The organism is Exiguobacterium sp. s145 (assembly GCF_018618835.1).
GTDB lineage: Bacteria > Bacillota > Bacilli > Exiguobacteriales > Exiguobacteriaceae > Exiguobacterium_A > Exiguobacterium_A artemiae.
Genome location: NZ_JACSMV010000023.1, coordinates 17,884 through 30,973 on the forward strand (window position 1 = coordinate 17,884; position 13,090 = coordinate 30,973).

17 protein-coding genes are annotated in these 13,090 nt (G+C 45.3%); 12 read left to right on the forward strand and 5 right to left on the reverse strand.

Annotation, left to right across the window (positions count from 1 at the left end; genetic code table 11):
* Window positions 1-19: 19 nt before the first annotated feature.
* The 5 genes from thiD (at window position 20) to KNQ07_RS13920 (ending at window position 3,192) form a co-directional block, all read left to right on the forward strand.
* Window positions 20-829, forward strand: coding sequence for a bifunctional hydroxymethylpyrimidine kinase/phosphomethylpyrimidine kinase (thiD, locus tag KNQ07_RS13900; RefSeq protein WP_214767306.1), 810 nt, complete (start codon window positions 20-22; stop codon window positions 827-829).
* Window positions 810-1,580 carry a hydroxyethylthiazole kinase gene (gene thiM / locus KNQ07_RS13905; RefSeq protein ID WP_214767308.1) on the forward strand — a complete coding sequence of 257 codons (771 nt, stop codon included), beginning with the start codon at window positions 810-812 and terminating at the stop codon, window positions 1,578-1,580. Before thiD ends, thiM begins: the two co-directional genes overlap by 20 nt.
* Window positions 1,570-2,208 (forward strand): thiamine phosphate synthase, encoded by a 639-nt coding sequence (thiE, locus tag KNQ07_RS13910; RefSeq protein ID WP_012369447.1) that lies wholly within the window; start codon window positions 1,570-1,572, stop codon window positions 2,206-2,208. The genes thiM and thiE overlap by 11 nt, the downstream gene beginning before the upstream one ends.
* 14 nt (window positions 2,209-2,222) lie before the next feature.
* A complete protein-coding gene (locus KNQ07_RS13915) occupies window positions 2,223-2,666 on the forward strand; it encodes a hypothetical protein (RefSeq protein ID WP_251136039.1) in 444 nt (147 codons plus the stop codon).
* A gap of 160 nt (window positions 2,667-2,826) precedes the next feature.
* A complete protein-coding gene (locus KNQ07_RS13920; RefSeq protein WP_214767312.1) occupies window positions 2,827-3,192 on the forward strand; it encodes an ArsR/SmtB family transcription factor in 366 nt (121 codons plus the stop codon).
* Between the two features lie 35 nt (window positions 3,193-3,227).
* On the opposite strand, the gene KNQ07_RS13925 is transcribed toward KNQ07_RS13920, so the two are convergent.
* Window positions 3,228-3,872 (reverse strand): CHASE3 domain-containing protein, encoded by a 645-nt coding sequence (locus KNQ07_RS13925; protein ID WP_214767314.1) that lies wholly within the window; start codon window positions 3,870-3,872, stop codon window positions 3,228-3,230.
* Between the two features lie 163 nt (window positions 3,873-4,035).
* A complete protein-coding gene (locus tag KNQ07_RS13930; protein ID WP_214767316.1) occupies window positions 4,036-4,905 on the reverse strand; it encodes a YitT family protein in 870 nt (289 codons plus the stop codon).
* 139 nt (window positions 4,906-5,044) lie between these two features.
* Between KNQ07_RS13930 and KNQ07_RS13935 the strand changes: the two genes are divergently transcribed.
* Complete coding sequence (locus KNQ07_RS13935; RefSeq protein WP_012369452.1) at window positions 5,045-5,653, forward strand: hypothetical protein; 609 nt, start codon at window positions 5,045-5,047, stop codon at window positions 5,651-5,653.
* Window positions 5,654-5,836: 183 nt separating this feature from the next.
* Window positions 5,837-6,673, forward strand: a complete 837-nt coding sequence (locus KNQ07_RS13940) for a formate/nitrite transporter family protein (protein WP_012369453.1) — start codon at window positions 5,837-5,839, stop codon at window positions 6,671-6,673.
* Between the two features lie 80 nt (window positions 6,674-6,753).
* Here the strand turns inward: KNQ07_RS13940 and KNQ07_RS13945 are convergent, their stop codons facing one another.
* Entirely contained in the window at window positions 6,754-7,173 is a 420-nt protein-coding gene (locus KNQ07_RS13945; RefSeq protein WP_251139561.1) for a hypothetical protein, read from the reverse strand.
* A gap of 98 nt (window positions 7,174-7,271) precedes the next feature.
* On the opposite strand from KNQ07_RS13945, the gene KNQ07_RS13950 reads away from it, so the two are divergent.
* Complete coding sequence (locus KNQ07_RS13950) at window positions 7,272-8,495, forward strand: aminopeptidase (RefSeq protein ID WP_214767320.1); 1,224 nt, start codon at window positions 7,272-7,274, stop codon at window positions 8,493-8,495.
* Window positions 8,496-8,591: 96 nt separating this feature from the next.
* Here KNQ07_RS13950 and murB read toward each other — a convergent pair whose 3' ends face one another.
* Window positions 8,592-9,506: a UDP-N-acetylmuramate dehydrogenase gene (gene murB, locus KNQ07_RS13955; RefSeq protein WP_214767322.1), complete on the reverse strand. Its 915-nt coding sequence runs from the start codon at window positions 9,504-9,506 to the stop codon at window positions 8,592-8,594.
* A gap of 260 nt (window positions 9,507-9,766) precedes the next feature.
* On the opposite strand from murB, the gene KNQ07_RS13960 reads away from it, so the two are divergent.
* The 4 genes from KNQ07_RS13960 to KNQ07_RS13975 all read left to right on the forward strand — a co-directional run bounded on the left by KNQ07_RS13960 (window position 9,767) and on the right by KNQ07_RS13975 (window position 12,245).
* Window positions 9,767-10,282 (forward strand): GNAT family N-acetyltransferase, encoded by a 516-nt coding sequence (locus KNQ07_RS13960; protein WP_012369458.1) that lies wholly within the window; start codon window positions 9,767-9,769, stop codon window positions 10,280-10,282.
* A gap of 29 nt (window positions 10,283-10,311) precedes the next feature.
* Window positions 10,312-10,779, forward strand: coding sequence for a GNAT family N-acetyltransferase (locus KNQ07_RS13965; protein WP_214767324.1), 468 nt, complete (start codon window positions 10,312-10,314; stop codon window positions 10,777-10,779).
* 56 nt (window positions 10,780-10,835) lie between these two features.
* Window positions 10,836-11,195, forward strand: a complete 360-nt coding sequence (locus KNQ07_RS13970) for a hypothetical protein (RefSeq protein ID WP_012369460.1) — start codon at window positions 10,836-10,838, stop codon at window positions 11,193-11,195.
* A 117-nt stretch (window positions 11,196-11,312) separates the two neighbouring features.
* Window positions 11,313-12,245 (forward strand): hypothetical protein, encoded by a 933-nt coding sequence (locus KNQ07_RS13975; RefSeq protein WP_214767326.1) that lies wholly within the window; start codon window positions 11,313-11,315, stop codon window positions 12,243-12,245.
* Here the strand turns inward: KNQ07_RS13975 and KNQ07_RS13980 are convergent.
* On the reverse strand, window positions 12,234-13,076 hold the full coding sequence (locus KNQ07_RS13980; protein ID WP_012369462.1) for a GNAT family N-acetyltransferase: 843 nt from the start codon (window positions 13,074-13,076) through the stop codon (window positions 12,234-12,236). The genes KNQ07_RS13975 and KNQ07_RS13980 overlap by 12 nt on opposite strands.
* Window positions 13,077-13,090 lie beyond the last annotated feature (14 nt).

Below are 13,090 nucleotides of genomic sequence, written 5' to 3' on the forward strand. Positions count from 1 at the left end.
GGGAAAGTGAGGAATTGGAATGAAACACGTATTAACGATCGCCGGATCCGACTCCGGTGGCGGAGCGGGAATTCAGGCGGATTTAAAAACATTTTCAGCACTTGGTGTATATGGCATGAGTGTCATCACGGCGATTACGGCACAAAATACATTGGGTGTTCAAGCGGTTGAAGACGTCTCTCCCGAACTTGTGGAGGCACAGTTAACCTCGATTTTTTCAGATATCCGTGTCGATGCCGTCAAGATTGGAATGGTTTCTAATCAGGAAACGATTCAAGTGATTGCCCGACAACTGGAAAAGTATCCTCTGCCGATTGTTCTTGATCCGGTCATGGTCGCAAAAGGTGGCCATGCTTTGTTACAACCGAATGCGGAACAGGCATTGCTCGAACAGCTGTTACCACTTGCGACCCTTGTGACACCGAATATTCCTGAAATCGAGCGGATGATCGGTGGAACCGTCCATTCACTTGCTGATATGAAGCAAGCAGCGGTCAAGCTGATTGAACGACAAACAGGAGCTGTGTTGCTCAAGGGCGGGCATTTGGAAGGGCAAGACGCCACTGATCTTTTATATACGGACGAACGGTATGTTGTCTTTGAACAAGAACGGATTGAGTCCCGTCATACGCACGGGACAGGCTGTACGTTGTCCGCTGCTATCGCTGCCAACCTGGCTCTTGGTCATTCACTGGAAGACAGCGTCCGTTATGCGAAACGTTATGTGACCGAAGCGATTCGTCACGGTTTTGCTCTTGGACACGGAATTGGACCGACACATCATTTTCATGAACTTTGGAGGGATACACATGCTACGACGCATCCATGATAAAAAACCATTAATTCATCATTTAACGAATACCGTCACGATCAATGATTGTGCTAATATGACACTTGCGCTTGGAGGATCTCCTGTCATGGCAGAGGACCTGCTCGAAGTCGAAGAGATGGTTGGTCTTTCAGACGCCGTCGTGATTAATACAGGAACCATCAATCCGGACATGCGCAAAGCACAGCTGCTAGCAGGGAAAACGGCTAACCGGCTGGGGAAACCGGTCATTTTGGATCCGGTGGGCGCGGGAGCCACGACATTAAGAACGGATTTTATGAAACAACTGATGGAGGAAATCACCTTTACGGTCATCAAAGGAAATGCTTCGGAAATTAAAACGTTGCTTGGACAGGCTGCTCGAACGAAAGGGGTCGATGTGGCGGAAGGAGAATCACTCGATCTTCAAAGTGTTCACGCCTTCGCTTCCCAGACGAAACAAGTCATCGTCGTCACCGGACCCGTTGATTTTGTGACAGATGGAGTCCGTCAACATCATTTGGACGTCGGAACAAAACGACTCGGCCAAGTGACGGGAACAGGATGTATGACCGCTTCCTTGATTGCGACTTTTTTGGGAGCAGGATACGATCATTTCGACGCAGCTGTATTTGGGACGTACGCCATGGGAAAAGCAGGGGAAACGGCCGGAAATCGTCCTGGTATCGGCAGTTTTCGGACCGGATTGTTTGATGCGGTCAGTCTGATGACAGAGGAAAGTTTGCCGGAGGTGCAGATGAATGGACAGTGAATACTTGATTTATGCAGTGACGGATAGACGTCTGCACCCGCATCTTCCCTTGGAGGATGCTGTCGAAGCAACGATTAAGGGCGGTGCAACGATTGTTCAATTACGGGAAAAAGAGATGTCGGGTAAGAATTTTCTCGAATCAGCCGTTGTACTGAAGGATCTGACTGCCAGTTATAATATTCCGTTGATTATCAATGACCGGATCGATATCGCTTTATTAGTCGAAGCGGGCCTGCATATCGGTCAAGATGATATTCCTTTAACGGAAGCACGTCGATTGTTACCGACGGCGACGATCGGTGTTTCCGTTTCAACGGTCGAACAGGCTGTGGCAGCAGAGCAGGACGGTGCAGATTATTTAGGAGTCGGGTCACTTTTTCCGACGGCGACGAAACAAGATGCGACATTCATGTCACGTGTGACATTAGAGCAAATCAGGAAAGCCGTTCGCATCCCGTTAGTAGGCATCGGTGGAATTAGCGAAACAAATGTATCGTTACTTGATTCTCTCGTAGATGGATATGCCGTGGTGTCCGCTTTGTTTGCCAATCCGGAAATTGAACGAACGACGAAAAAGTTTAAACAGACCGTCGAACAAGTGCGTCAGAGCGTTTCAGACAGGGTATAATCCTTCTAGAGGTGATGGTCGTGAAATGGCAGTCTGTTCGATTTCGAGGACGATGGATTCGATATAAAATCGAACCGCAAATCATTCGAGTCGAAAATCGCGGGAAATATCATTTAGGGGCAGCTCTATTTCCTTTCCCGAATCGTTATTCCTATCAACTGGCGGTCTTATTAAAGAATAAATACCAGCAACAGTATAAACGTTCCTTACTCATTCAAACGAGTTCCATCGCAACGGAAATCTGGGGACACACACATCTGGACATTTTTTACCGGATGCTGCTGCCGCTTCCGTTACCCCGTTTTTTACGGAAACGTTACCAGGAGCGTTTGAAAAGTACAGGTGTGATTGATATCGGTGTACGTGCCGTCGATTCCAATCGTATCGTATGGGATATCGGAAATTTTTTGGGCGGTTGGTTCTTTTATGCCGTCTCAAGACGAAACCGTGACAAATGAACAGGTCTGCTTTCCGCTTTGGATGAACGGGAAGCAGACCTGTTTTGTTTTTCGATGTTCAGTTACCGGATTTAAAGGAGTCAGTCGTTGGAGTCTTGGAGTGATTTCCTTGCAATTCATTTGAAACGATGGTGGAATTAAAGGGAAAGAGGTGATGACTGTGGATGCACCACGTTGTGAAACGATTGCGATTGATCAGGTACGTGCGCAAGAGATTGAGCAAGTCGTCGATACGATTCCGACGACAGATATCGGAAAGTTATTCAAAGTCCTGTCAGATGCCACGCGTCTGCGGATTGCTTACGCCTTAACGGTAGAAGAGGAACTTTGCGTCTGTGATGTCTCGGCTTCGGTAGATTGCTCGATTGCAACAGCTTCTCACCATCTCCGCACCTTGCTGAAACAAGGTTTGGTGAAATATAGAAAAGAAGGTAAGGTCGTCTACTACTCGTTGGACGATCACCATGTCTCATCGCTCGTCCATCTGGCCATGGAGCATGTAAACGAGGGGAAAGCGTCCTCATAAGTCTGCTCCATCACAAAAACAAACACGCATCGTTCTTACGGACGGTACGTGTTTGTTTTGTTTTCGAGAATTGGTTTGGACCGGTGAAATAAAATAATGGTCGTTGCGATTAACAAAAAAGCTAAAATGGATAAGCTGAAGCACATCCGTTTATATTCTGCCGTCATTTCAGTAGTCAATTCCAGTTTTTGCTCCAGATCACGATATAATTTGTCTTTGATCTGCGACAGATCTTCAAGAATTGTTTGAGTCGTTTGAGTCGTTTGTTTCGCCAACTTTTTCGCACGTTGCGGATGATCTGTTTCGTAGACGGTAAACACCTCTTGAATCTCTTCTTCCCACGCATTGTTGCGTGACAATAAATCTTTTACTGCCCCGGGGGTCTGATTGGAGGAATTCAGTAATCGTCGTAAATCATGAACTTTAGAGGTGGAAAAATAGTATTGTTCGATGTAACGATCATCTTCGTATAATAGCAGTCCCCGAACAGCATTCGCCCGGTCGCGATTATGCTCTATCAGTTGGTCCACTTGTTTAATCATTGGAATGTCCTGTGTATGCATCTCTGCCGTCAGCTTCGAAATCGTACGATACCCGCTGAGAGCGTAGAGGAGGGGGATCGAGGCAAACAGGCTGACGACTAGAATAAGGATGATGCGGTGACGCCATAATTGATTCATACAATTCGTCCTTTTTTTTACAAAACGTAATGTCATTAGCTTAACCACTATTTCCCAAAAAGTGAAGGATTCTTCAGAAAAATGTGGAACATTTTCTTTGGATTCGCGTATTATACACAAAAAAACCGCTACAACGAGTGTAGCGGCGACAGAATTAAGGCTATTAAAAAGAATAGGAATGCTCTTTATAGTTACCGAAGACCGTGTGAATTTCAGAAAATGTAACAAAGGCATTTGATTCGACGGAGGAAACAATTTCCTGAAGCTTAAGAATTTCATTGTTCTGAACAACGACATAGACCATCTTTTTCGTTCGTTTCGAATATCCGCCGCGGGCATCGAGAATCGTTACACCGCGCCCAAGTTCTTTTGTAATGACATCATTGATTTCATCGGCTTTTTCACAAATGATGATACATTGTTTAGAAGCAGAGTAAAAACTGTATACTGTCTGAAGTGCTTTTGCTCGAACGAAACTCATGATTAAAGCATACATGACATGTTTTAAATCAAACACGAACCAGACAAGTACATAGATGACTAAATCCTGCATTAAAAAAATACGCGGAAGCGGCCAATTGTGGAAGCGGGCATAAAAGAACTTTCCAAGAATATCAAGACCGCCAGTCGAGGCGCCACCAAAGAAGATTAAAGCCATTGCCAAACCGGAGACAAGTCCGGCAAAAATGGAAGCGACCAGTGGATCATTTAAAGATTCCGGAACGATTTGAGTCGGAATCCAGTCAATCAGGAATGATGAAGCCAAGACGATGAGACCGGATAAAAACATAAAACGTTTTCTCAAAAAACGAAATCCTAGTAAAAAAAGTGGAATATTCAAGACCAGTTGTGTCAAGCCGATTGGCGTGTGGAATAATTCCTGAACAATAAGTGTGATTCCCATGATTCCGCCGGATCCGATATCATTCGGCGATAAGAGAAGACTGATGTACAACGAGTACAGCAACGTCCCGATCAAGAGGAAACCGATTTTCTCTGTACGTTTTTTCTTTGCGGGCTGTTTAGTTTTCATGTTGATTGATGAGTAATCTCATGCTCCTCCTCCATAAAGTATCTGCCTGCAAGAGTACGCTGATATGAGGATTAATTCAACCCCTGTTTTGAAAAAAGAACAATCAAACCATCTGTTTTTCAGAAAGGAGACCATTTTTTTGAAAAAAATCATACTGGTCATTCTCTGCATTGGACTCGGATTATCGGCAGGATCATGGTTTGTTCTGAATTTACAGCAGCCACCGGAAGAAGAGCGTTTTAAGGATGGTCAGGTGATTGCGCGTCATGTCGGGATATCGGTTTCCAATACGGCTGCGATTGAAGAGCTAGTTAAGCAGTTGCCATTTTCCGAAGCGTTGACTGCTGTATCGATAGAGGGGACGTCCGTGAAGATGACATACGAACCGGCCGGAAAAGAACAGGCGGACTGGACAGGCAGTAATGAAAAGACGATCCGGTCTGCTGGCACTTCTTTTCTCGAGAGCCGATTATCCAAGCTGATCATGCATCATACATTAGCACTTTTTTTAAGTGTCTCTGATTTATCTGAACTTCAAATCCGTTACACCGACACAGTTTCTGACGTCACGTTTGAGACGGACCGACAACGGATTGAAGACTATACACCGCGGGATATTGAACGGGCTACTTCTTCCGCAACCAGATTTAACCGCGTCGTTGTCGAAGACTATGTACTGGTCGAATCCAGACGGTCGGTATTCTTTAAAAAATTTGAGGATGCGTTGCAAATCCTTCCTTCAAACTAGTTGTATTCACCAAGAAAAGGCACTTTTCACAAACTTGACACAATGGTATCGTTTACATCCTGCTCTTTTAATAAAACGTTAAATAGTGTCTATTCATGACTTGAACATCTTATAAGATGGAAGTATGATAATAAATGAACAGACATTGTGAAGTGTTGAACAAAAGAAAGCGGGGTTTCTACAATGAATGAAGTAGAAGCATTAGAAGGGTTAAGAAAAAAAGCTGTCAAATCGACACAAATGCTACGGATGCGTCCGCTGGAATATTTGGTTCGAGCGATGTTAGCTGGAGTATTCATTGGTTTTGCCATCATATTTACACTCAAAGCAATCAACGGTTTATATTTAAATGAATCACCGGTTACGACGCTTGTCGGTGGATTGACATTCGGTGTCGCACTCGTCTTGATCGTCTACGGCGGAGCAGAATTGTTTACCGGAAACACCATGTATTTCACGACGTCGACCATGCGTGGTTTTACTTCGAAAATGGATACATTGAAAGTATGGACACTATGTTTTATCGGAAACGGTCTTGGTGGACTTGCCTTCGCCTTACTCTTTTCACAGACAGGAATTATCCAGGAGCTCGGAATGGAGAACTGGTTGTTTGCTGTTTCCGAAACGAAAATTCATCATACGACATGGGAGATCTTCACACGAGCCATCTTCTGTAACTGGATGGTCTGTCTAGCGATTTTCATTCCGAAAAATATGAAAAACGAACTGGCACAAATCATGATGATGATGATTTTAGTTGCTGTGTTCTTTGCCTCCGGTTTTGATCACGTCATTGCCAACATGGCCTTGTTCTCACTGGCTTTAGTCGTTCCGCATCCGGAAGCGATTTCCTTTGCCGGTGCGATCCATAACCTGGTTCCGGCATTGCTTGGAAACATCATCGGCGGAGCATTGTTCATGGGGATGGTTTACACATGGCTTAATAAATCAAAGCTGGAAGTAGAACAGTCAAACGAACAGGCAGCGACAATCAACATCGCTTCCAAACAAAAAGCTTAAAAATCGTTAAGGACGTCGTTATAAAAACAAAAAAGAAGGATTCGATGAAAAATCGGATCCTTCTTTTTTGATGTCTGTCATTATTCGAGATGTTGAAAACGATCGACATCTGCTGCTAGTTCTTCATAAATGGCTTCGACGATTTGAGCATCATCGAACAGGCCTAAAATATTTTCATCGGACAGGGCATCAACCGGAGACGTGAAGTACAAAACGGCCGTCAATAAAAGTTGTTCCTGTTCTGGTTGCATTTCGAAACGTTTGTTGTACAAAGCACGTAACATCTCGAGCAACTGCTTGAGCTGGAAGTAAAGAACAAGTTCTGCTTCGCGTTCGACATCCGAGCCGTCCTCAGAGGCAAGATCTGTCGTCAATCGGGCTAATCCGAGTTCCCCTTGAATCAATAAGTCTTCTTGCGCTTTTGCATTTCCGACCGCGTTTAACGCTTGGCGGTGAAAATAGGTGTAAGCGGATTTAAAATCGCCTGGTGTAAATTCCATCATCAACACTCCTTCTGTATCTCTAGTTTCACCTTATTTCTTGCAAAATTGCAACTATTTCGTGAAAATAAGAGTAATAGTTGAAAGGGGATTACATAATGCCGACTCAAGAACAATTAAAAAAATATGCCGCACTTGCGGTACGTACAGGAATTAACCTGCAAGCCGGTCAGCAACTCGAAATTCGGGCGGGGATTGAAAATGCACCGCTAGTCCGTGAAATCACACGCGTTGCCTACGAAGTGGGCGCTTCGAATGTCTACGTCCAATGGTCAGATGACGAAATGACGAAAATCCGTTACTTCGACGCACCGGAAGATTCATTTGATGCGTTCCCGGACTGGCTGAAAGCCCGCTTTGATCAGTTGGCAGAAGAAAAAACAGCCTTCCTGTCCGTTGTCAGTGAAGATCCTGACTTATTAAACGGCGTCGAATCCAGCCGGATTGCCCGGGCGAATAAAGCTGCAGGGGTGGCATTGGCAAATTGGCGTAAGTTCGTCATGAGCGATAACGTCAGCTGGTGCGTCATAGCCGCGCCGTCAGATGCCTGGGCGGCAAAGGTATTCCCAGACTCGGAACACGCTGTAGAAGACCTGTGGGAAGCTATCTTGAAGGCGACACGTGTCGATCAGGACAATCCGGTCGCGGCGTGGGAGCAACATGATGCGAACCTGCGGACGAAAGCAACCTTCCTGACAGAAAAGAAATACAACAAGTTGCATTATTCAGCACCCGGAACGGAACTGACGATTGAACTGCCGGAGCGTCACGTCTGGTTAGGTGGCGGCGGACCAAACGCGGATGGTGTTGACTTCATCGCCAATCTGCCGACGGAAGAAGTATTTACGTTACCGAAGAAAACAGGCGTCAACGGTCATGTTTCGAGCACGAAACCGCTCAGCTACAGCGGGAATCTGATTGATGAATTCACATTATGGTTTGAAGACGGAAAAATCGTCAAAGCCGAGGCAAAACAGGGGCAGGCAGCGCTTGACGAACTCATCTCATTGGATGAAGGCGCCCGTTATCTCGGAGAAGTGGCCCTCGTACCTCACCACTCACCGATTTCAGATTCGGGTATCTTGTTCTACAATACGTTATTTGACGAAAATGCTTCGTGTCACTTGGCAATCGGTCGTGCGTATTCAACATGTCTCGAAAACGGTCCGAGTTTATCAAATGAAGAATTGGCGGCACAAGGCGCAAACGATTCAATGACACACGTCGATTTCATGATCGGTTCAGGTCAGATGTCGATTGACGGTGAGTTGTCTGACGGGACACGCGAACCATTGATGCGTGACGGAAACTGGGCAATCTAATGCAGGAATTTTGACGGAAAGAAAAACAAGGGAGCACCCGGGCAGAATTAACATGCCGCGGTGCTCCCTTGTTTAGTTCGATGGGATGAACAGGAATCAAGCTTCTTCGCCGATGATTTTTACTTCCGGCTCCAGTAAGATACCGAACTTTTCCTGGACGGTTTCCTGAACGTGGCGGATGAGCGAGATGTAGTCGGTCGCTGTGGCATCCTTGATATTGACAATGAAACCAGCGTGTTTTTGTGACACTTCCGCGCCACCGATTCGTGCACCTTGCAAGCCGCTGTCTTGAATCAGTTTACCGGCAAAATATCCTTCCGGACGTTTGAAGACACTCCCGCATGAAGGATACTCGAGAGGTTGTTTCGTCTCACGTTTATGCGTCAGATCGTCCATCATTTCCTTGATTAAAGCAGGTTCGCCTTCTGTTAATGAAAAACGTCCTTCGAGAATGATGTACTCTTTTTTCGAAAAACAGCTTGTCCGGTACCCGAGCTCAAGTTCTTCGTGTGAGATGTTTAACAGCTCACCTTTACGTGTCAAGACCGTTGCACTGTGGAGGCAGTCTTTTACTTCTCCGCCATAGGCACCGGCATTCATGATGAGTGCGCCGCCAATCGTTCCCGGGATACCGCAGGCAAACTCAAGACCGCTTAAGGCGTGGTCGTAGGCGATACGTGAAGCCTGGATGATGGCCGCACCGCTCTGCGCGATCAGTTCATGTCCTTCAACCGAAATATCCGTTAATTTTTCAAAGGATAAAACGATGCCGCGGATACCGCCGTCGCGGACAACGAGATTCGAACCGTTTCCAAGCATCGTCAACGGGAGGTCATGTTCATAGGCATACCGGACAGCGAATGCAGTTTCTTCGTATGTCGACGGGATGAGGAATAAATCTGCCAGTCCACCCATCTTGGTGTACGTATGGTTTTTTAAGGGTTCATTAATTAAAACAGCTTCTTTTGCAATACCTTCATATAATCCAGCTAATAATTGCTCAGTCATCATGTCTCAGTCCTTTTTCATAAATTCCATTCAGCCAAAAAACGCTCAAAATATATTTTACACTAATTCCGTGATTGATGTTTAGCATACTGTTCCCAAAATACAGAGTTGACAGATAAAAAGCAAGCTGTTCGTGAAGAATGTAATCGAATCAACATGTAGATGTTGTTTTCTTTTTATAAAAAATGAGCGGATTGTGAATGAATAAAAGTAAAAAAGGGAAAATTAAAGAAACGACTGTCATCCGGAAAGAGGGGATTTAAATGGAAAGTGAACGACTGGAAATGCGACCGTTCGTAGAAGAGGATTTTACGTTTTATAAAACCCTTGTTCAAAATGAGCAGGTCATGCGTTACATCAACGGCGGTGTCGTCTTAGACGAGGATAAGGCGCGGAGTTGGTTTGAGCGTCAACTGGATCGCTACAAGGATGAGCGGCAAACCGGATTTTTATTGTTAATCAAAAAAGAGACGAATGAACCGATTGGATTTGCCGGACTGCTTTTACAAACAGTCGATGGAATCGAGGAACTCGAAGTCGGCTACTGGTTGACGCCGATTCATTGGAAAGTGGGATATGGCCGGGAAGCAGCCAAACGACTGATGCGCGAAGCATTCGAGCGGGGACATGACCGTCTCATTTCCATCATTCATCCGGAAAATCATTCTTCGCAAAATGTTGCGCGGGCGAATGGGTTACAATGGGAAAAAGACACGTTGTTCAACGGAATTCCGGTCGTTATCTATTCCTGCCGGTTGTCCCGATTGTTCAGAGGTTGAATTTAGAAGCCAAGAGGAGCGAATCAGGTATGTATCAGACAAAGTGGATGGGGTTCAATGAGTTGGATAATACAAGCTTGTATCAATTATTGAAATTAAGAACAGATATATTTGTCGTGGAGCAGAATTGTCCGTACCCGGAACTCGATAACCGTGATCAAGATGCCCTGCATGGTCTCGCATATGACGGCGAACGTTTGATTGGTTGCCTGCGCATTTTGCCGAGGAAGTCGTCAGGCGCCGTTGCAATCGGTCGGGTAGCGGTCCAAACGGATTACCGGTCAAACGGCGTAGCAAGAAAACTGTTGAACGAAGCGATTACTCACATCGAGAAGCAAGGGGAATCATTGATTGATCTCCAGGCTCAGGCACATTTGAAACGGTTTTACGGTTCCTTTGGTTTTAAAGAAACGTCCGATGTCTATTTAGAGGACGGAATTCCTCATCTAGACATGCAAATGAACTTGGGGGAAGATTCAAAAAGACTTCAGGAATAGGACGTACGAACCGATGAAGAGAGCAGGAAGAACTTTGTCTGGAGGTGAGTCAGTCATTGAAAAAAGTACTGGTCATTCTCGCGTTAAGTTTGATTGGCGTATTGTCGTTTGCTGTCGGAATTTCCTACGCTGAACTTCAAAGTAGTCAACGCAGTGCAGAAGAACAGTTGACGAAGATGTTGCAGACACAGCACAACATCGATAAAACGTCACTACTGGAAGTGAAGGCTTCTTTTTCCATTCAACATCGTCAAGTGATTAAAGTACGTTTGCGCGGTGAACCGGCAATTACTTATGAATTCATTCAGCCTAAACAACAGATTGAATACAGCGGCTCGGTTGGAACCAGTGTTGAAAAAACCGGAAAACAGGATGAAGCATTCCGGAATTCACATCTCCAGTTAAGTAAAAAATAAAAATCTTGGTGCTTCTTTCTCCATAAAGAAGCTGCCAAGATTTTTTTTGAGCCTTTCAAGACGATTCAATATTGCGTACACTACGAAGAGAGACATCATGCAGGGGGACAATAATTTATGAAAAGATTTGTTAAAAACGAAGCCATCGCTCCGGCGCTGAATGCTTTTCTTACACTTGAGAACGAAGCCTTTCAAACATATAATCAATTGCTGACAGCACAGGAGCGGCAAGCTTTGAATTTTGTCGGACGGGCCGTCGCGCTTCAATCGGACAAACATCTCGCGTTAGCTCTTGAGACGAAACAGCCGTTGATTGAGATGGACCGTTTACTGATGAAATTGACGGAAATCGAGCAGGGCGCGCTGCTGTTTCGACAGTTGCTTGCATCCGGTCTCGATCTGAATCAACTTATCACAGTCGAAGGTCACCGGTCGCTTGTCAGACAGCCGTTATCTTTTCCTGTAGGCTTGTATACAGTCTATGACCACGTCTTGTTTCAACTTGCCGTCGATTCGGGGTTGGACCTAAACTACACAACGACATTGCAACGGAGTGACCGTTTTCTTGAAACGGATGAAATCAATACCCTGGACATCGTGTTGTTGTTGACGCATGAGCAGGCACCGGATGAACAGAGTCTTCCGTTGTTTCAACATCCGGCGACAGTCGGTCTGGCAGAACGGCTCCAACGAGCGAAGTTTGAAAGCCTGCAATCCATCATTGAGAACACCCGGTATGTTACAACATTTCGATATGCCAAACATTTTCCGCTTTTTTATGCGATCGTCGGTCGTCAGACGGAACAATTCCCGAAGATGCTAGACGATGTTTTGATGGAACAAAATCAGGAGGAAATTCTAAAGGATGCCTTATTGGCATTTCATAATCATCAACCGGGTCTTGCAACAAGTATGGGAACGGATTATTACGAAAGTTTATTTGTCATCGGCGACCATTTAAAGCGGCAGGCGGGTATCGATTTCAATACGTTGGATGATCAATATATACTCAGCGAATACTCGGAAATCGTTCAACGGTTACGTAGTTAACGAAACCGGTTCACAGGAATAACGGTGCCAATTCGAAAAAATTTGAATATCACAAAAAGTTGTCGGTTGATACAGGCGAAGAGCTTCTTGATGGGTCGAAAAACAATACACTTCAAAAGATAAGATATTTTTCTTATGTAATTTCATTTGGAACGTATCGAGAATCCGGCGCCCGTATCCCTGGTTTTTTAATTGGGGTAAACACGTGATTTCCAAAAGGCGGACGACCTGCTTATGCTGTTCAATCAGAAGGGTTCCAACAACAGTGTTCTTGTCGTAGACGAGGTAGGGCAGGACACCTTGATCGACTAAATAATCGAGATGGATAGCATCATAAGGGAAAAGAAAGTCGGAATAACGGATTGCGTCATTGCGAATCGTCAAGAACAACTGACGGTTGCGCAAGGAAAGTGGTTTAAATTGAACGGAGACGGGTCGGCCACGCGTCAGACCAATCAGCCGAAATTGTTCACAGGACAAAGAGTACCCTAAAGCGTTCCAGGTCGTGATGAATCCAAAGTCGTTCGGCGGTATGATTTGGACATCGATATGACGGGGAGAAAACGAGAGTGCCTGCAAATGGACATGGTGAGCGAGAATTTGAAACGCCTGTAGATCGGTATAGGAAGCATTTAAAAGTTGAACGGTATGTTCGAAAACATGAAATCCGAGAGTTGCCTGGACATGATCTTCATGCCAAATCGTCCATTGCTGGTGTTCGATCGGTGGGTAGGAAAATGATGACGGGGAAGACGGAGTGGTACGGAGTAAGCGATGGACCAAACGCCGTTGTGGATGAGATAATTGGTCGTACGATAAAATGTTCAACACGTGCACGTCCTTTC